Annotated in this window: 20 protein-coding genes; 3 read left to right on the top strand and 17 right to left on the bottom strand. The window is 44.4% G+C overall.

Annotation, left to right across the window (positions count from 1 at the left end):
• Positions 1-83: 83 nt before the first annotated feature.
• The 16 genes from ADP71_RS10205 to mnmG all read right to left on the bottom strand — a co-directional run bounded on the left by ADP71_RS10205 (position 84) and on the right by mnmG (position 12,663).
• Positions 84-416 carry an AzlD domain-containing protein gene (locus ADP71_RS10205; RefSeq protein WP_019957985.1) on the bottom strand — a complete coding sequence of 111 codons (333 nt, stop codon included), beginning with the start codon at positions 414-416 and terminating at the stop codon, positions 84-86.
• Entirely contained in the window at positions 413-1,111 is a 699-nt protein-coding gene (locus tag ADP71_RS10210; RefSeq protein ID WP_104932130.1) for an AzlC family ABC transporter permease, read from the bottom strand. The genes ADP71_RS10205 and ADP71_RS10210 overlap by 4 nt, the downstream gene beginning before the upstream one ends.
• Before the next feature lie 12 nt (positions 1,112-1,123).
• The gene (locus ADP71_RS10215; protein WP_104932131.1) at positions 1,124-1,339 is read right to left on the bottom strand and encodes a SlyX family protein; all 216 of its coding nucleotides are present in this window, start codon (positions 1,337-1,339) and stop codon (positions 1,124-1,126) included.
• A 75-nt stretch (positions 1,340-1,414) separates the two neighbouring features.
• The gene (locus tag ADP71_RS10220) at positions 1,415-1,834 is read right to left on the bottom strand and encodes a F0F1 ATP synthase subunit epsilon (protein ID WP_104932132.1); all 420 of its coding nucleotides are present in this window, start codon (positions 1,832-1,834) and stop codon (positions 1,415-1,417) included.
• A 10-nt stretch (positions 1,835-1,844) separates the two neighbouring features.
• Complete coding sequence (gene atpD, locus ADP71_RS10225) at positions 1,845-3,242, bottom strand: F0F1 ATP synthase subunit beta (RefSeq protein WP_019957981.1); 1,398 nt, start codon at positions 3,240-3,242, stop codon at positions 1,845-1,847.
• A gap of 34 nt (positions 3,243-3,276) precedes the next feature.
• The gene (gene atpG / locus ADP71_RS10230) at positions 3,277-4,149 is read right to left on the bottom strand and encodes a F0F1 ATP synthase subunit gamma (RefSeq protein ID WP_019957980.1); all 873 of its coding nucleotides are present in this window, start codon (positions 4,147-4,149) and stop codon (positions 3,277-3,279) included.
• A 21-nt stretch (positions 4,150-4,170) separates the two neighbouring features.
• The gene (atpA, locus tag ADP71_RS10235; protein ID WP_019957979.1) at positions 4,171-5,721 is read right to left on the bottom strand and encodes a F0F1 ATP synthase subunit alpha; all 1,551 of its coding nucleotides are present in this window, start codon (positions 5,719-5,721) and stop codon (positions 4,171-4,173) included.
• Positions 5,722-5,731: 10 nt separating this feature from the next.
• Positions 5,732-6,271, bottom strand: a complete 540-nt coding sequence (locus tag ADP71_RS10240; protein ID WP_104932133.1) for a F0F1 ATP synthase subunit delta — start codon at positions 6,269-6,271, stop codon at positions 5,732-5,734.
• Between the two features lie 4 nt (positions 6,272-6,275).
• A complete protein-coding gene (locus ADP71_RS10245; protein ID WP_026353493.1) occupies positions 6,276-6,746 on the bottom strand; it encodes a F0F1 ATP synthase subunit B in 471 nt (156 codons plus the stop codon).
• A gap of 58 nt (positions 6,747-6,804) precedes the next feature.
• A complete protein-coding gene (gene atpE, locus ADP71_RS10250; RefSeq protein ID WP_019957976.1) occupies positions 6,805-7,038 on the bottom strand; it encodes a F0F1 ATP synthase subunit C in 234 nt (77 codons plus the stop codon).
• 104 nt (positions 7,039-7,142) lie between these two features.
• Positions 7,143-8,000 carry a F0F1 ATP synthase subunit A gene (gene atpB / locus ADP71_RS10255; RefSeq protein ID WP_171461138.1) on the bottom strand — a complete coding sequence of 286 codons (858 nt, stop codon included), beginning with the start codon at positions 7,998-8,000 and terminating at the stop codon, positions 7,143-7,145.
• Positions 7,990-8,340, bottom strand: a complete 351-nt coding sequence (locus tag ADP71_RS10260) for an ATP synthase subunit I (protein WP_019957974.1) — start codon at positions 8,338-8,340, stop codon at positions 7,990-7,992. Before ADP71_RS10260 ends, atpB begins: the two co-directional genes overlap by 11 nt.
• A gap of 173 nt (positions 8,341-8,513) precedes the next feature.
• The gene (locus ADP71_RS10265) at positions 8,514-9,371 is read right to left on the bottom strand and encodes a ParB/RepB/Spo0J family partition protein (protein WP_104932135.1); all 858 of its coding nucleotides are present in this window, start codon (positions 9,369-9,371) and stop codon (positions 8,514-8,516) included.
• Positions 9,372-10,142, bottom strand: coding sequence for a ParA family protein (locus tag ADP71_RS10270; RefSeq protein WP_019957972.1), 771 nt, complete (start codon positions 10,140-10,142; stop codon positions 9,372-9,374).
• On the bottom strand, positions 10,139-10,774 hold the full coding sequence (gene rsmG, locus ADP71_RS10275; RefSeq protein WP_104932136.1) for a 16S rRNA (guanine(527)-N(7))-methyltransferase RsmG: 636 nt from the start codon (positions 10,772-10,774) through the stop codon (positions 10,139-10,141). Before rsmG ends, ADP71_RS10270 begins: the two co-directional genes overlap by 4 nt.
• Positions 10,771-12,663 carry a tRNA uridine-5-carboxymethylaminomethyl(34) synthesis enzyme MnmG gene (gene mnmG, locus ADP71_RS10280; RefSeq protein ID WP_171461139.1) on the bottom strand — a complete coding sequence of 631 codons (1,893 nt, stop codon included), beginning with the start codon at positions 12,661-12,663 and terminating at the stop codon, positions 10,771-10,773. The genes rsmG and mnmG overlap by 4 nt, the downstream gene beginning before the upstream one ends.
• A gap of 495 nt (positions 12,664-13,158) precedes the next feature.
• Here mnmG and ADP71_RS10285 point away from each other — a divergent pair, with 495 nt between their 5' ends.
• Together ADP71_RS10285 and ADP71_RS10290 are read left to right on the top strand one after the other, a co-directional pair.
• Positions 13,159-13,977, top strand: coding sequence for an undecaprenyl-diphosphate phosphatase (locus ADP71_RS10285; protein ID WP_019957968.1), 819 nt, complete (start codon positions 13,159-13,161; stop codon positions 13,975-13,977).
• Positions 13,978-14,052: 75 nt separating this feature from the next.
• Positions 14,053-14,496, top strand: coding sequence for a GNAT family N-acetyltransferase (locus tag ADP71_RS10290; protein WP_019957967.1), 444 nt, complete (start codon positions 14,053-14,055; stop codon positions 14,494-14,496).
• Between the two features lie 132 nt (positions 14,497-14,628).
• Here ADP71_RS10290 and katG read toward each other — a convergent pair whose 3' ends face one another.
• Positions 14,629-16,812, bottom strand: coding sequence for a catalase/peroxidase HPI (gene katG / locus ADP71_RS10295; protein WP_019957966.1), 2,184 nt, complete (start codon positions 16,810-16,812; stop codon positions 14,629-14,631).
• Between the two features lie 500 nt (positions 16,813-17,312).
• On the opposite strand from katG, the gene ADP71_RS10300 reads away from it, so the two are divergent.
• Positions 17,313-17,765: a hypothetical protein gene (locus ADP71_RS10300; protein WP_019957965.1), complete on the top strand. Its 453-nt coding sequence runs from the start codon at positions 17,313-17,315 to the stop codon at positions 17,763-17,765.
• The last annotated feature ends 67 nt before the right edge of the window (positions 17,766-17,832 follow it).

Genomic DNA, 17,832 nt, shown 5'->3' on the forward strand with positions numbered 1-17,832 from the left:
CAATTTTCATTAATAAAATGGTTTAAATTTCGCAAAAAAAGCGTCCGGAAGCCTTCAGGACGCTTGTCTCTTATTTCATCAATCTAAGTTAATAAATATAGCAAGCCATTCAAAGAAGCCACGCCCACAACCATCGCGACCAAAACATTGCGGCTGCGCATATAAATCAACAAAACCAATACCAAAGCCATGATTTGTGAGATTAAAAAAGTCCATTCTTGAGTCTTAATGGCGTTATTAAATGACAAAGAAGCCAAAATCAACACCACCATCACGCTCAAAGGCAGGGCAAAATTCAACGCACTTAACCAACGTGATTCGAGAATTTTTCTAGGCAATAAAGTTGGTGCGGCACGCAAAAAAAACGTCAACGCACTCATACACAATAAAGCGATTAAAAACGTGGTATCGTTCATGCCACTCCACCTTTATCAGAGGTTTTTAAGCGTCCTGAAGCTTCCCACAGCAAAATACAGGCCGCACATCCTGCCACCGCCAAAAGCAGCAAATAATTCACCGTCAACAAGCTGACAAACACAAATGCCGCTGCCGCAATCACGCAAGGCCACCACACTTTTTTAGCTTGATATTGCTCGTATGCCAACACCACAAACAAGCATGGCAATGCAAAATCCAAATGAGGAATCAATTGATTGAGTCCTGCACCCAAACCGATGCCCACTACCGTTCCTAAAATCCAATACGATTGATTGAGCAAAACGATTTTCACAAACAAACGTTTGGCTTGCTCGGGCAAAATCGTGGTTAAAACCGAAAAACTTTCATCGGTCAGCGCAAACAAAGCATACCAACGACGCAAACTGTTTTTAGGCAAAGCCTCTAGCAAAGGCAATGCATAAAAAATATGACGCAAATTAATCACCAAGGTATTGACGCTCAATGACACCGTCGGCGCACCAGCTGCCAACATCGGAATGGCGGCATATTGCGCGGCACCTGCATACAAACACACGCTCAGCAAAACCGACCACCACCAAGGCAAACCAGCCGCGCTGCTCAACACACCAAAAGCCATGCCTGCGGGAATGTAGCCCATAGCCACAGGCATGCTTAATCGAAACGCTTCCTTCCAACTGCTTGTTTGTACCATGTCTTGCCCTTTTTAATAATGCGGTGGTGGTTCATGACCACTGGTAGACATATTGTTTTCTGAGGCTTCGCTCATTTTTCGATACAACAATTGCAATTGCAGTTGCTGTGATTCCAATTGTTGGTATAACTCACTCACTTGCTTACTCAAGACATCAATGGTGTCGTCTTGTAAAGCCAAGCGGATTTCCAATTCCATAATATGGTCGTGTAAATCTTGTTCTGACATGGGATTACTCCAATTTTGATGGTGTGACACATAGCAAAAAACCGCCCGAAGGCGGTTTTTTCAAGCAACACAGTCTTAACGACGATTGCGCAAGTATTCCAAGGTTTTCAACTCAGCGATTGCTGCGGCCAAAGCGGCACGCGCTGCAGCAGTTGACTTGTCATCTGTTGCGGCTTTCAATTGTTGCTGAGCGATGTCCAAAGCTTTCTTCGCACGTTCGGCATCTAAGTTTTCACTGCGCACAGCCACGTCTGCCAAAACAGTCAATTTAGAAGGTTGAACTTCTAACAAACCGCCAGCAATCGCTACTGTCGTTTCTCCAGCTTGACCAGGCACTTGCATGCGCAAAACACCTGGACGAACCATACTCAAAATCGGCACGTGTTGTGGATAAATACCTAACTCACCGTTTTCGGTTGGAACCACCACAAAGCTGGCTTCACCCGAATAAATGGTGGCTTCGTTACTCACCACTTCAACTTGCATGGTTTTCATGCTTGCCTCCTTAGTTTAAGGTTTCAGCTTTAGCTGCAGCCTCTTCAATGCCACCTACCATGTAGAATGCTTGTTCTGGCAAATGGTCGTATTCACCAGACAAAATAGCTTTAAAGCCTTTGATGGTGTCACGCAATGATACATATTTGCCTGGAGAACCAGTAAACACTTCTGCAACGTGGAAAGGTTGAGACAAGAAACGTTGGATCTTACGAGCACGCATCACAGTCAATTTGTCTTCTTCAGACAACTCGTCCATACCCAAAATCGCGATAATATCACGCAATTCTTTGTATTTTTGCAACGTAGCTTGTACGCCACGAGCCACTGCATAGTGTTCGTCACCCAAAATTGCTGGGTCCAATTGACGTGAAGTTGAGTCCAATGGATCCACTGCTGGGTAAATACCCAAAGAAGCGATGTCACGGCTCAATACGACAGTTGCATCCAAGTGAGCAAACGTAGTAGCTGGAGACGGGTCAGTCAAGTCATCGGCAGGTACGTAAACGGCTTGAATCGAAGTAATAGAACCTGTTTGTGTAGAAGCAATACGCTCTTGCAAACGACCCATTTCTTCGGCCAAAGTCGGTTGGTAACCCACTGCAGAAGGCATACGACCCAACAATGCAGATACTTCAGTACCAGCCAATGTGTAACGGTAAATGTTGTCGATGAACAACAATACGTCACGGCCTTTACCTTCAGCATCTTTTTGATCACGGAAGTATTCAGCCATGGTCAAACCAGTCAAAGCAACGCGCAAGCGGTTACCAGGAGGTTCGTTCATCTGACCGTAAACCATCGCCACTTTGTCCAAGACGTTAGAGTCTTTCATCTCGTGGTAGAAGTCGTTACCCTCACGAGTACGCTCACCTACACCAGCGAACACAGACAAACCACTGTGAGCTTTAGCGATGTTGTTAATCAATTCCATCATGTTTACGGTTTTGCCTACACCGGCACCACCGAACAAGCCTACTTTACCGCCTTTTGCAAATGGGCAAAGCAAGTCAATCACTTTAATACCAGTTTCCAACAATTCAGATGCGCTAGACAACTCATCGAATTTTGGCGCAGAACGGTGAATAGCCCAATCAGCCTCAGCACCAATAGGGCCAGCCTCATCAATTGGGTTACCCAATACGTCCATAATACGACCCAAGGTTTTTACACCTACAGGTACGCTGATTGGGTTACCGGTATTGGTTACTGTCAAACCACGTTTCAAACCATCTGAACTACCCATGGCAATGGTACGTACCACGCCGTCACCCAACAACTGTTGGACTTCAAGGGTCAGATCAGTTTCAACCAATTTCAGGGCGTCAAATACATTTGGAATTGAGTCGCGTGGAAATTCCACGTCAACTACAGGACCAATGATCTGAACGATTTTGCCTTGGCTCATTATCGTATCCTAATTTAATGCGTTTACAGGCCGCTTATACAGCAGCTGCACCCGCCACAATTTCTGACAACTCTGTGGTAATAGCCGCTTGACGCGACTTGTTGTATACCAAACGCAAAGATTTGATGGCATTGCCTGCGTTGTCGGTTGCAGCTTTCATCGCAACCATACGCGCAGCTTGTTCAGATGCCATGTTTTCACTTACAGATTGATACACCACAGACTCTACATATCGACGTACTAAGAATTCAAGTACAGACAAAGGGTCAGGTTCGTAGTTATAGTCCCAGTTGTGAGAAGCTGTATCGCCCTCTTCCAACACATCGTCAGACAAAGGCAACAACTGTTCTACACGAGGCTCTTGGCGCATGGTGTTCACAAATTTTGAATACACCAAGTGAATTGAATCCAACTCACCTTTTTTATAACGCTCGAACAACACACCAATGGCGCCCAACAAAGGCTCCATACGAGGCGTATCACCCAAAGCCACTTCACTGGCAACCACGTTCACTTGCGCACGCTGGCATGCAGCCAAACCTTTGCTACCCAAACACACGACATCACTTTGGATGCCTTGCTCGTCAAATTCGCTGACTTTTGCGAAAAAACGTTTGAGTGAGTTGGCATTCAAACCACCACACAAACCTTTGTCAGTGGTGATTAAAATAAAACCAACACGGCCTGAACCTGTATGTTTTTCCAACAATGGAACCGTAATTTCATTGTTGGAATCAGCCAAGTGAGCCATGACGCTGCGAACTTTGTCTGCGTACGGACGCGCTTGGCGCATCCGCTCTTGAGTCTTACGCATTTTGGAAGTAGACACCATTTGCATCGCTTTAGTGATCTTTTGGGTATTTTGAACACTGCGAATCTGGGTGAGAATTTCCTTTCCTACTGCCATCTTAAGACTCCTTTTAGCTTATTACGCTTGAACGTAATCAGTTGACGCACGGAAAGATGCGACCGCTTTTTTCAAAGCTTCTTCATCAGCGTCAGACATTTTGCCAGAAGCATCCATGTCTTTGATTACATTAGGCAATTGAGTCTTAACATTTGACAAGAACTCAGCTTCAAATGCCAAAGCTTTGCTCACAGGAACGCCATCGTAAGAGCCATTGTTAATCGCCCACAAAGTCAATGCCATTTCGCCCGTAGACAAAACGTTGAATTGTTTTTGTTTCATCAATTCAGTCACGATTTCACCATGACGCAATTGTTTGCGAGTCGCTTCGTCCAAATCAGAAGCAAACTGAGAGAACGCTGCCAATTCACGGTATTGAGCCAATGCCAAACGAATACCACCGCCCAATTTTTTGATGACTTTGGTTTGCGCTGCACCACCTACACGAGATACCGAAATACCTGCGTTGATTGCTGGACGAATACCAGAGTTGAACAAGTCAGTTTCCAAGAAAATCTGACCGTCAGTAATCGAAATCACATTGGTAGGTACGAATGCAGAAACGTCACCTGCTTGGGTTTCAATAATTGGCAACGCAGTCAAAGAACCAGTTTTGCCTTTTACTTCACCATTGGTCAATTTCTCTACTTCAACTGGGTTGATGCGAGAAGCACGTTCTAACAAACGAGAATGCAAGTAGAATACGTCACCAGGATAAGCTTCACGACCCGGTGGGCGACGCAACAACAAAGAAATTTGACGGTAAGCAACGGCTTGTTTAGACAAGTCATCGTATACAATCAAAGCATCTTCACCGCGGTCACGGAAATATTCACCCATTGCACAACCAGAGTAAGGTGCAATGTATTGTAATGCAGCTGCTTCAGAAGCAGTCGCTGCAACAATAATGGTATGGCCTAACGCACCGTTTTGCTCCAATTGGCGCACAACGTTGGCGATAGAAGAAGCTTTTTGACCGATTGCAACATAGATACAAATAACGCCTGTACCTTTTTGGTTCACAATCGCATCCAAAGCCACTGCCGTTTTACCTGTTTGACGGTCACCAATGATCAACTCACGTTGACCACGGCCAACTGGAACCATAGAGTCAATGGCTTTCAAACCAGTTTGCATTGGTTCGTCAACAGATTGACGTGCAATCACGCCAGGGGCAATTTTTTCGATTGGTGAAGAAGCGGTTGCATTGATTGGACCTTTACCATCGATAGGCTGACCCAATGCATTGACAACACGACCAACCAATTCAGGACCTACTGGAACTTCCAGAATGCGGCCTGTACAGGTTACTTCGTCACCTTCTTTGATGTGCTCGTATTCACCCAAGATTACCACACCAACAGAATCGCGCTCTAAGTTCATCGCCAAACCGAAGGTATTACCTGGGAATGCAAGCATCTCACCTTGCATTACGTCTGACAAGCCATGTACACGAACGATACCGTCAGTCACAGAAATCACAGTACCACGGGTACGGATTTCTTCTGCAACAGACAAGCTTTCGATTTTGGCTTTAATCAAATCGCTGATTTCAGCAGGATTAAGCTGCATGAAACGTCTCCTAATTAGTCATTGCCGCGTACAGCTTTTGTAATTCAGCTTGTACGGACAGATCCAGCACTTGGTCACCCACTTCAACTTTTACGCCGCCGATTAATTCTGGGTCTACCTCTACTTTTGCATTCAATTTGCTGCCCAATTTGGCTTGTAAATCCAATACCAATTGAGAAAATTGTGCTTCCGTTAACGGGAAAGCACTGTAAATAACAGCTTGTTGAATGTTACTGGCAGACAGATACAGGGCTTGAAATTGAGTGAAAATTTCTGGCAAAGCATTCAAACGATCATTTTCAGCCACGGTGCTCAAGAACGCTTTAAAGCGTTCATCTGAAGCACCTTCAGGCAATAAACCCAACAAAACTTCCGCTTTCGCATCAGCACTTTGTTCAGGTCGATCAATGGCAGCGGCTACTTTTGGCACCGCAACGGCTTGAGCCAGATTTTCTAAGACAGTGACCCAATCACTGGTCTTATTGTGTTCTATTGCCAAACTGTACAACGCTTTCGCGTACGGTCTGGCTACGGTTGCCAACTCAGCCATAAGGTCACAGCTCCTGTTTCAAGGTGCTCAAAATGTCAGCATGTTTTGCCGCGTCAACTTCGCGACGCAAGATTTTCTCTGCGCCTTTCACAGCCAATAAACCTACTTGTTCACGCAATACTTCACGTGCACGGTTGGTTTCAGTTTCCACTTCTGCACGGGCTTGAGCCACGATGCGAGCCGCTTCTTCCTGAGCTTGTGTACGAGCTTCTTCGACAATTTGAGCTGCACGTTTGTCAGCGTTGGTTACCAATTCGGCAACTTGCTGACGACCTTCGGCTAAAGTTTCTGCAACACGTTTTTCTGCCGCTTCAGCATCGCTTTTACCACGTTCAGCCGCAGCCAAACCTTCAGCGATCTTGTTGGCACGCTCGTCCAACGCCTGCACGATTGGAGGCCATACGAATTTCATCGTAAACCACACCAATACAAAGAAGACGATTATCTGAGCGAATAAGGTTGCATTAATATTCACGGTCTTAACCTTTTGGTAGTGTTAATCAAAATAGCGTTTTTAGAAACACTTATTTGAATTAGCCTGCAAATGGGTTAACGAATGCGAATAACAATGCGATAGCAACACCGATCAAGAACGCAGCATCGATCAAACCAGCGATCAAGAACAATTTAGTTTGCAATGGACCCATCAATTCAGGTTGACGTGCAGAAGATTCCAAGTATTTAGAACCAACCATAGCGATACCAATAGCAGCGCCCATAGCACCAAAAGCAACGATCAAACCACAAGCGATAGCGATCAAACCCATTTTAAAACTCCTAGATAAAGAAAGGGATCAAAAAAAACTACAAAATATTTCAACTAATGAAATTCTATACAAAAATTCTATTCAACTCGTCACCAGCTTCAAGCTTAGTGATGGTCGTGGGCTTGGCCAATGTAAACAAAAGTCAAAACCATGAAAATGAACGCTTGCAAAACAATAACCAAAATGTGGAAGATTGCCCAAGCAGAACCTGCCAAGATGTGTACCAAGAACAAGAACGGATCCAAAATACCGATAGAACCACCCACTGCCCAAGAACCACCCAACAAAGCGATCAACATGAAAATCAATTCACCAGCATACATATTACCGAACAATCGCATACCGTGAGAAACGGTTTTTGAAATAAATTCAATAATTTGCATTAAAAAGTTAATCGGACCAACCGCAGGACCGAATGGTGCAGAGAACAATTCATGCATCCAACCGCCAAAGCCTTTGATCTTGATGTTGTAGTAGAAGCAAATCAACAATACGCCAATTGCCAATGCCAATGGCACGTTCAAGTCAGCAGTCGGTACCACACGCAAGTAAGCATGATGATCGCCTTGAATCATTTGCCAAGTCACTGGCAACAAGTCCAATGGCAACAAGTCCATGGTATTCATCGCGATGATCCATACAAACAAAGTCAAACCCAATGGGCCAATGGCTTTGCGTGATTCTGCGTTGTCGATAACCGATTTACACATATCATCAACAAATTCAACCATCAATTCACAAGCGGCCTGAAAACGTCCTGGCACACCAGAAGTTGCTGCTTTCGCACCACGCCACAATACAAATAAAGAAATCGCACCCAATACAATGGAAACAACAATACTGTCGATATTCCAATAAGAGAAATCAACGATGCTTTTTTGTGCTTCTGGCTGATTCGTGTAGTTCACCAAGTGGTGATTGATGTAATCCGCGGCCCAGTTGCCGCTGCTTTCACTCGCCATGATTTAATTTCCAAAAAACAATAAAAACGATATGACTGGAGATGATGAGTCCAATTATGAATGGTAGCCACATGATTTGCGTGTGGAAAAAATACATAATTAAGAGCATCATCACTGCTGCCAGTGTTATTTTTAAGCCTTCTGCCACCATAAATGCGGCATATGACATCACAGGATTGATGGAAAAAAGACTTAAAATTAACACCGCGACCATATTGGGAATAGCGTAACTTAATGCACCTGCTAATCCAGAGACTGCTGCCACCTGTCCCCAGACCAAGTAAAGGCCTAAAGCATAACAAGCAATAACAACAAGTTGATATGAAATTACTTTCTTCATGTCTTGGTAGGCCTTTCAAAGCCCCCGTACTATAATGAAAGCACTTTGCCTAGTCAAGATAATCAGTAAATTTTTGTGAACCCGATGCCGAAAAAAACAAGAAATTGAATGATTTATAGGCTTACAAAGGCATGGTTTGCAGTTGCAACAAAACGACACCTTTGCTTCAAAAATTAGGACATTTCCTCTAACTTTAACACGGACAATAAATGCTGAAATTCATCGATATTATTAAAATGTAAAACAAGTTTGCCTTTTTGTTTCTGATTGGCCTGAATACTGACTTTCAAACCCAACTGTTCTGCTAACATTTCTTGCAGACGCAACAAATCCTGATTAGGCATTTTTGGTGTTTTGTAAGCCGCAGTCGATTGACTCCAAGAAGCGGCCTGTTGCTCTATTTCACGCACGCTCCAGCCTTGCTCTACTGCCTTAGCTGCCAATTCCAACTGTCCTAAAATCGGCAATGCAACCAGTACGCGTGCATGACCCATTTCCAATTGATTGGCTGCCACCATGTCTTGTATTTGATTGGGTAACGACAACAAACGCAAACTGTTGCTCACGCCACTGCGACTACGTCCGACTGCATGCGCCAAAGCTTCGTGCGTCAAACCAAACTCATCAATCAAACGCTTAAAACCCATCGCTTCTTCAATCGGATTTAAATCGGCACGCTGAATATTTTCGATGATGCCCATCGCCAACGCCGCTTCATCATTGACAGCCTTAATCACCGCAGGGATTTCGGTTAAGCCCGCCAATTGACATGCACGCCAACGACGTTCGCCTGCAATCAACTCATAATCAGACAAACCCAATTCACGCACAATCACAGGTTGAATCAAACCTTGCGCTCGAATGGATTCAGCCAAATCTGCCAATTCATCATCATCCATCACCAAACGAGGTTGATAACGACCTGGGCGAATTTGTGCCACATTCAAACTGGTCAATTTATCATCCGCACCAGCATCGCCACTGGCAAGCAACGACTCCAAACCCCGACCCAACCCTTTTAATTTTGCCATTTACGCCTCTGCTCGAGCCAATAATTCTTGTGCCAAATCCAAATATGCCAAAGTACCACGCGCTTTCGGGTCATACATCAAAGCAGGCATACCATGGCTAGGTGCTTCTGCCAAACGCACGTTGCGTGGAATCACCGTCTCAAACAATTCTTTGCCAAAATGCTCAGTCAATTGCTCAGACACTTCTTGCGCCAACAAACTACGCTTATCAAACATCGTCCGCACCACACCACCAATCGCTAATTTAGGATTAATCGCCATGCGTATCTTGCGCACAGTCGCCACCAAATCCGAAATGCCTTCTAGCGAATAGTATTCGCACACCATCGGCACCAACACTTTGTCAGCAGCGACCAAGCCATTCAATGTTAATAACGTCAAAGTCGGTGGGCAATCAATCAATATATAGTCGTATTGATCGGCAACTTGCGCCAAAGCATTTTTCAAGCGCATTTCACGAGCAATTTCTTGCACCAACTCCACTTCCGCACCTGCCAAAGCTCGGTTGGCACCCAAAACATCGTAAGCACCTGTTTTGCTGTGGCTCACAGCTTCGTGAACCTCAGCCTCACACAACAACACACCATAAACACCGTGTTTGATGCTGGTTTTATTAACGCCACTGCCTGTCGTGGCGTTGCCTTGTGGATCGAGATCCACAATCAACACTTTCTTACCCAAGTGCACTAGGGAGGCAGCCACATTCACCACGGTGGTGGTTTTACCCACCCCACCCTTTTGATTGGCTACCGCCCAAACTTGGGCCGTCATACAGCTGCGCCTTGTTTAACAATGACCATGTGACGTTCTGCTTCCAAAGATGGCACCATCATTTTTTCCACTTTTTCCACATGCACACCTTCAGGCAATTGGGCAATTTCTTCGTATGGATACACGCCCTTCATCGCCAACCATGAACCTTCAGGACGCAATAATTGACCTGTCAAATTCACAAAGTCTTTCAACTCTGCAAATGCACGACTGGTCACAGCATCAAACTGCACACCTTCCAAAGCTTCAACGCGTCCTGTAATAACTTTGACGTTCTTCAAACCCAATTCAATCACCGCTTGGCTTAAAAACGAAGTTTTTTTGCTGTTGGCATCCAATAAAGTAATTTGAATTTCAGGACGGCAAATCGCTGTTGGAATGCCAGGCATGCCACCACCTGAACCAACATCAATCAAAGTATTGATGCCATCCAAATATGGCAACAAAGTCAAACTGTCCAAAACATGATGGGTCAACATTTGGTCTTCTTGACGCAAAGCAGTCAAATTGTAAGTGCTGTTCCACTTCAACAATAAAGCTACGTAATCCAATAATTTTTGTTGTTGTTCTGATGACAATTCAACTTGCATTTGCTGCAAGCCCATTTGCAAATACGGTAATGCTAAACTCATGATGAACGCGCTTCCTGAAAACCCCGTTTGATATGAACCATCAGCAAAGCCACTGCTGCTGGCGTGATGCCTGAAATGCGCGACGCTTGCCCCACGGTTTCAGGTCGATGTAAATTCAATTTTTGCTGTACTTCAGCTGACAATCCCTTGACTTTGGCATAATCGATGTCATTTGGCAAACACAAATCTTCCAATTCTTTGCGGCGCACAATTTCTTCGTTCTGTCTGTCGATATAACCTTGGTATTTCACCTGAATTTCAACTTGATCCATTACCTCTTCTGAAAACTCAGTTTCAGTATCGGCATTTGGTAAACTCATTAAACTTGCATAATCTACGTTTGGACGACGCAACAATTCATACAAATTGTATTCATGCGTAATGGTTTGACCCAAGACACGAACTTGATCCGCTTCCGGTAAGGTTTTCGGTGTAAACCAAGTCGAACGCAAACGCTGTACTTCTTGTTCAACGGCTTCACGTTTTTCGTTAAACGAACGCCATTGCGCCTCACCAATCAAACCTGCCTCATGACCAATTGCCGTCAAACGCATGTCAGCATTGTCTTCACGCAATTGCAAACGGTATTCGGCACGGCTGGTGAACATGCGATATGGTTCATTCACCCCTTTGGTAATCAAATCATCGACCAACACGCCTAAATATGCTTCTTCACGGTGCAATACCAATGGCTCCAAATCACGCACAAAGCGCACCGCATTGGCACCTGCTAACAAGCCTTGCGCCGCCGCTTCTTCGTAACCTGTCGTACCGTTGATTTGACCTGCAAAAAATAAGCCTGCAATCGTTTTGGTTTCCAAACTGGCTTTCAAATTGCGTGGATCGAAATAATCATACTCAATCGCGTAGCCTGGACGCAAAATGTGCGCATTTTCCAAACCTGTCATTGAACGCACCAATGCAATTTGAATGTCAAATGGCAAAGAAGTAGAAATACCATTTGGATAATATTCATGCGTATCCAAACCTTCTGGCTCTAAGAAAATTTGATGCGATTCTTTGTCGGCAAAACGGTTGATTTTGTCTTCAATCGACGGGCAATAACGCGGACCCACACCTTCAATTTTGCCGGTGAACATTGGACTGCGGTCAAAACCACTGCGAATGATGTCGTGCGTTTGCAAATTGGTGTGTGTAATCCAACAAGACACTTGGCGCGGATGCATCGCACGTGAACCACGCACCGAGAAAATCGGCGTTGGCGTGTCACCCGGTTGTTCGGTCAATTGTGAAAAATCAATCGTGCGACCATCAATGCGAGGTGGCGTACCTGTTTTCAGGCGGCCTTGTGGCAATTGCAATTCACGCAAACGGCTGCCCAAACCCATTGCAGCAGGATCCCCTGCACGACCACCTTGGTAGTTTTCCAAACCAATGTGAATTTTACCTGACAAGAATGTGCCCGCAGTCAACACCACTGAACGCGCTTTGAAAATCACGCCCATAGACGTGATCACGCCATCAATACGGTCGCCATCTAGCGTCACATCTTCCACTTGCTGTTGAAACAAATCCAAGTTTTCTTGGTTTTCCAACATATAGCGTATCGCAGCTTTATAAAGCACTCGGTCCGCTTGTGCACGAGTGGCTCGTACCGCAGGACCTTTGGATGCATTTAAGCGGCGAAATTGAATGCCGCTTTTGTCGGTTGCTAAGGCCATCGCGCCGCCTAAAGCATCCACTTCACGCACCAAATGTCCTTTGCCTATCCCGCCAATAGACGGATTGCACGACATGGCACCTAAAGTTTCAATATTATGGCTTAACAATAAGGTTTTGGCACCCATACGAGCAGCCGCCAAAGCCGCTTCTGTACCTGCATGACCGCCACCAACGACGATCACATCATAAACTGTGGGGTAAATCATGGACCCAAATTTCGCAAATAAAATGGGCTTTATTTTACGCCAAACTTAAGTTTCTGTCAGAGTTAATCTGTATCAAAACTCATGTTTAATATCTTTTATCAATTGCTTAAGTGCTCATTTAATACTTCATCATAGCCAATACCAGAAACAAAAAATACAATCCATCTTTACAGGACGCTTGGTTTTTCATGGAAATACACTCTTTTATGCAGCATTTCCCAAAACATTTTTCAGCACATGTCATGTTATTTCTGTGCAAAATATTTTCAATTCACCAACCCTGCCGCTACAATATCGACCCATCGACAAATTCCTCTTGGCATAGAGCCAGTTGTGCCTCACACCAAAAGCTTTGTCATCCACGAAAACAGCAAGACTGATACTTGCACTTTTAAAACAAACACCATACAGCCACTGTTTCAACTAGAAACCAACCTGCTTTGTTTGACCAAAACCCATTGGTCAAACACGCATTGACTGTATGAAGGAGCAGTTTTGGATATTTTGTTAGAGAGTTTGAAATACATCATCATTGGTTTGGTACAAGGTCTGACCGAGCCAATTCCCGTTTCATCTAGCGGTCATGTGATGATTGCCAGCCATATTTTAGGCTTTGCCGACAGCAGCTTTTTCTTTGCTTTGTTAACCAATACCGCTTCTTTGGTGGCGATTTTGTTTTTTTACCGCAAAGATTTATTGACCATCACCCAAGAAAGCGCACGCTATATCAGCCACAAGCGTCCTGAAGACCGTCATAGCTTTCGCTTTGTGTTGTGGGTCATCATCGGCACCATTCCTGCGGGCGTGCTGGGCATTTTATTCAAAGATGCATTGGAAACCGACATCACCCTGAGCGTCATTGCCGTGACTTTAACCATCACAGGCATTGCCTTATTGATTATCAGCCGCCAACGTGGTCAACGCCAAACGGACTCCATGACTATTAAAGATGCAATCATCATTGGTTTGGCTCAAGCAGTGGCTTTAACTCCCGGCATCAGCCGTTCTGGTGCGACGGTGGTTGCAGGTTTGGCGCGTCAACTCAATCCTGCGGCTGCTTTAAAATATTCGTTCATGTTGTACATTCCTGTCAGCATTGGTGGCTTGGTTTTAGGCGCTAAAAAATTGCTCGACATGAGCGTGAGCGGTGAGCAAATGTTTTATTACGCAGTCACTTTTGTCGTCACCACCATCACCACTTATTATGCTTTGCAATGGTTCATGGGCATCATGCAAAAAGGCAAATTGCTGTATTTTTCTTATTATTGCTTTGCCGTAGCCGCCATTTTAATGATTTGGCAATGGATGGTTTAAGCCTAAAAAAGCGTCCTGTAAACCTTTACAGGACGCTTTTTTTATCCCAAAATCTTTTTACAGGACGCTTTGAATATGGTCACCATCCGAGTTTTACAAGCCAATGATTTTGCAATGTGGAACAATTTGTGGCAACAATATTTGGTATTTTACGAAACGTCATTGCCAGAAGAAGTGACGCTACATACTTGGCAGCGTCTGACAGAAAATTCAAATACAGCCATGTTAGGCTTGGGCGTATTTGTCGATGGCGTGTTACAAGGTTTTACGCATTTGGTGTTGCATCCGAATACTTGGAGCACCCAACCTTGTTGCTATTTAGAAGATTTATTTGTCAGCCCTGACCATCGCTCCCAAGGCTTAGGGAAAACCTTAATTAAAGCCGCGCAACAAATTGCCATCGAACAAAATTGTTGTCGCCTGTATTGGGTCACCGCCAAAGACAATCACCATGCACAAATTGTGTATGACCAATTGGCCACTCAAACCAACTTCATCCAATACAAAATCAACTTATAACATCTGTTATCAAGATGCGCGTCAAGTAGATACCCAAAACGCTATCAAGCGGCCTGTAAACCATTTTTATGGTATTCCAATCCAAAAAAAACCGCCCTTTACAGGACGGTTGATGGATTGTGCTATGTTGACTTATACATCAAAACGGTCTGCATCCATTACTTTGACCCAAGCGGCAACAAAGTCTTTCACAAATTTCGCTTTGTTGTCGTCTTGTGCATACACTTCAGCGTAAGAGCGCAAAATTGAGTTAGAACCAAACACCAAATCCACACGAGAAGCGGTGTATTTGGTTGCGCCTGAAGCACGGTCAACAATGTTGTAAGAGTTTTTGCCCGTTGGTTTCCAGTTATAAGCCATGTCGGTCAACACTGCAAAGAAGTCATTGCTCAAAACGCCGACGTTGTCAGTGAACACACCATGTTTGCAATCGCCATAATTGGCACCCAATACACGCAAACCACCTACCAACACTGTCATTTCAGGCGCAGTCAAACCTTGCAATTGCGCACGGTCTAACAACATTTCTTCAGGCTGCACCACGTAATCGGCTTTGATGAAGTTACGGAAACCGTCTGCTTTAGGTTCCAAATCTTCAAACGAATACACATCGGTTTGCTCTTGTGTCGCATCACCACGACCTGCGGTGAATGGCACTACAATGTCAACGCCCGCAGCTTTGGCGGCTTTTTCAACCGCAGCCGTACCACCCAAAACAATCAAATCGGCAATGCTGACTTTTTTAGGCAAGCTCGCTTGGATTTCTTCCAATTTCGCCAATACTTTGTTCAAACGCTCAGGCTCGTTGCCTTGCCATTGGCGTTGTGGCTCCAAACGAATGCGCGCACCGTTGGCACCACCACGGAAATCCGAACCACGGAAGGTACGCGCGCTGTCCCAAGCCGTCGCCACCAATTCAGCCGTGCTCAAACCACTATTTAACAAAGTGGCTTTCAATTCTGCCACGTCGCTGTCTGACAAAGTGTAATCCACCGCAGGAATCGGGTCTTGCCAAATCAAATCTTCAGCAGGTACATCTGCGCCCAAGTAGCGAGATTTAGGACCCATATCACGGTGAGTCAATTTGAACCAAGCACGTGCAAACACTTCAGAGAAGTAAGCTGGGTCTTGATGGAAACGCTCAGAAATTTTGCGGTATTCAGGGTCAATTTTTAACGCCATATCCGCATCCGTCATCATTGGGTTGCGACGGATGTCTGGATTGTGAGCATCAACAGGTTTGTCTTCTTCTTTGATGTTCACAGGTTCCCACTGCTTGGCGCCGGCTGGGCTCAAGGTTTTTTCCCACTCATAACTCAATAACAAATGGAAGAAACCATTGTCCCATTTGGTTGGATGCGTCGTCCAAGCGCCTTCCAAGCCGCTGACCATGGTATTTGAACCATTGCCTGAGCCTTCAGGATTGTGCCAACCCAAACCTTGAAACTCAACATCGGCACCTTCAACGTCTGCGCCCAAGTTTTCAGCCTTACCATTGCCATGACACTTACCAACCGTATGACCACCTGCGGTCAAGGCCACAGTTTCTTCATCATCCATACCCATGCGATCGAAGGTCACACGCATGTCTTGTGCCGTACGCAATGGGTCTTGTACACCATCCACACCTTCTGGATTCACATAAATCAAACCCATTTGCACCGCAGCCAAAGGATTTTCCAAAGTGTCACGATTGTCTACATCGTCATAACGGTTTTTGGTTTCATCCAACCATTTGCGCTCAGTACCCCAGTAAATGTCTTTTTCAGGATGCCAAATGTCTTCACGACCGCCCGCAAAACCATAGGTTTTCAAACCTGCTTCTTCATAAGCGACCGTACCCGCCAACACAATCAAATCGCCCCAAGAAATCTTGTTGCCATATTTTTTCTTGATAGGCCACAACAAGCGACGACCCTTATCAGTGTTCACATTGTCAGGCCAACTGTTCAGTGGTGCAAAACGTTGATTACCCGTATTAGCGCCACCACGACCGTCTTGCTTGCGGTAAGAGCCTGCCAAATGCCACGCAGTACGCACGAACATACCGATATAGCTGCCATAATCAGATGGCCACCAATCTTGGCTGCTGTTAATCAACTCACGAAGGTCATTTTTAATGGCTTCCAAATCCAAAGATTGGAACGCTTGTGCATAGTTGAAATCTGGATCTAGTGGATTGGTTTTTTTGTCATGTTGCGACAAAATATCCAAATTTAAGGCATTAGGCCACCAAAATGCATTGTCTGGAGCGGCTTGAGTCGTTTGGGCACCATTTTGGAATGGGCAACCGTTGGCTTTTGAATGATCAGTCATCTCTAAAACTCCGTGAATTATGAGGAAATGTGTTCACTACCAATAAAACAACCTTTTGGACTCATCAAGATAACCTGATTATCTGACCTACAGAAAGGTTTTTTACCAATAAAAACAATTAAAACAATTTTGTTTGATGGAACTCATACTAAAAATATATGACTTAAAAATCAAACTCACAAGTCATATTTTTGATTGATTTTTATGATTAAGTTCATTTGTATTATCAGCTCGACATATATAAAAATATGTCATATGGTATATGGTTGATACATTCAGCTCATTAAGATTGAATTGAATAATAAAATCAATTATTTAATTGACACCAAACCGCCAAAAAATTTCTGTTTAAAAATTCCATTTAACTGCCTCAAATTCAAATTTTTCCAAACGCCATTTCTATCCCTATACGCTTCATATTGCCGTCCAACCTTGGAACTTTTGGCAGATGGTTTGCGCCTTAAAGAAACACCAACCCATTTCAAAAAAGAGCCGCCATCATGATACAAACGCAAGCCTTACAACTACACGACTACAACGACTGGCTAACACTTTGGCAACAATATCTACAAACTCACCAAGCCAATCTGTCTCATGACACCACATTAAATACTTGGAAATACATTTTAAGCGCCAATGAAACCAATTTAATTGGCTTGGGTGTGTATGCCAATAACAAGCTACAAGGTTTCGCCCACTTGGTGTTTCATCACAATACTTGGGATGCACGAGATTGTTGTTATGTAGAAGATTTACATGTTCATGCAGCCAGTGACAGCGACGCTTTGCCATTGGAAAAAGCGTTGATTACGGCAACAAGGCTGTTGGCACAAGAACGCAATTGCTGCTTGGTGTATTGGCACGCATCATCCAAACACCGCCCAGCCAACCTTGATTTGTACAATGAATTGGCGCAACAAACCGATTGCGTCAAATTTACCATTCATTTATAAAATCTTTATTTACATACAAAAAGCGTCCTGTAAAAATTTACAGGACGCTTTAAAATGGTTAAACCAT

The organism is Vitreoscilla sp. C1 (assembly GCF_002951955.2).
In the GTDB taxonomy this organism is placed as follows: domain Bacteria; phylum Pseudomonadota; class Gammaproteobacteria; order Burkholderiales; family Neisseriaceae; genus Vitreoscilla; species Vitreoscilla stercoraria.

What these genes read in the sequence shown, in the direction of transcription:
- mnmG (WP_171461139.1), bottom strand. Translation starts at nt 12,663, where the DNA reads ATGATTTACCCCACAGTTTATGATGTGATCGTCGTTGGTGGCGGTCAT.
- atpE (WP_019957976.1), bottom strand. Translation starts at nt 7,038, where the DNA reads ATGGGTTTGATCGCTATCGCTTGTGGTTTGATCGTTGCTTTTGGTGCT.
- rsmG (WP_104932136.1), bottom strand. Translation starts at nt 10,774, where the DNA reads ATGAGTTTAGCATTACCGTATTTGCAAATGGGCTTGCAGCAAATGCAA.
- atpG (WP_019957980.1), bottom strand. Translation starts at nt 4,149, where the DNA reads ATGGCAGTAGGAAAGGAAATTCTCACCCAGATTCGCAGTGTTCAAAAT.
- atpA (WP_019957979.1), bottom strand. Translation starts at nt 5,721, where the DNA reads ATGCAGCTTAATCCTGCTGAAATCAGCGATTTGATTAAAGCCAAAATC.
- ADP71_RS10270 (WP_019957972.1), bottom strand. Translation starts at nt 10,142, where the DNA reads ATGACGGCCCAAGTTTGGGCGGTAGCCAATCAAAAGGGTGGGGTGGGT.
- ADP71_RS10260 (WP_019957974.1), bottom strand. Translation starts at nt 8,340, where the DNA reads ATGAAGAAAGTAATTTCATATCAACTTGTTGTTATTGCTTGTTATGCT.
- ADP71_RS10265 (WP_104932135.1), bottom strand. Translation starts at nt 9,371, where the DNA reads ATGGCAAAATTAAAAGGGTTGGGTCGGGGTTTGGAGTCGTTGCTTGCC.
- ADP71_RS10205 (WP_019957985.1), bottom strand. Translation starts at nt 416, where the DNA reads ATGAACGATACCACGTTTTTAATCGCTTTATTGTGTATGAGTGCGTTG.
- atpB (WP_171461138.1), bottom strand. Translation starts at nt 8,000, where the DNA reads ATGGCGAGTGAAAGCAGCGGCAACTGGGCCGCGGATTACATCAATCAC.
- ADP71_RS10240 (WP_104932133.1), bottom strand. Translation starts at nt 6,271, where the DNA reads ATGGCTGAGTTGGCAACCGTAGCCAGACCGTACGCGAAAGCGTTGTAC.
- ADP71_RS10210 (WP_104932130.1), bottom strand. Translation starts at nt 1,111, where the DNA reads ATGGTACAAACAAGCAGTTGGAAGGAAGCGTTTCGATTAAGCATGCCT.
- ADP71_RS10290 (WP_019957967.1), top strand. Translation starts at nt 14,053, where the DNA reads ATGGTCACCATCCGAGTTTTACAAGCCAATGATTTTGCAATGTGGAAC.
- ADP71_RS10215 (WP_104932131.1), bottom strand. Translation starts at nt 1,339, where the DNA reads ATGTCAGAACAAGATTTACACGACCATATTATGGAATTGGAAATCCGC.
- ADP71_RS10220 (WP_104932132.1), bottom strand. Translation starts at nt 1,834, where the DNA reads ATGAAAACCATGCAAGTTGAAGTGGTGAGTAACGAAGCCACCATTTAT.
- katG (WP_019957966.1), bottom strand. Translation starts at nt 16,812, where the DNA reads ATGACTGATCATTCAAAAGCCAACGGTTGCCCATTCCAAAATGGTGCC.
- atpD (WP_019957981.1), bottom strand. Translation starts at nt 3,242, where the DNA reads ATGAGCCAAGGCAAAATCGTTCAGATCATTGGTCCTGTAGTTGACGTG.
- ADP71_RS10300 (WP_019957965.1), top strand. Translation starts at nt 17,313, where the DNA reads ATGATACAAACGCAAGCCTTACAACTACACGACTACAACGACTGGCTA.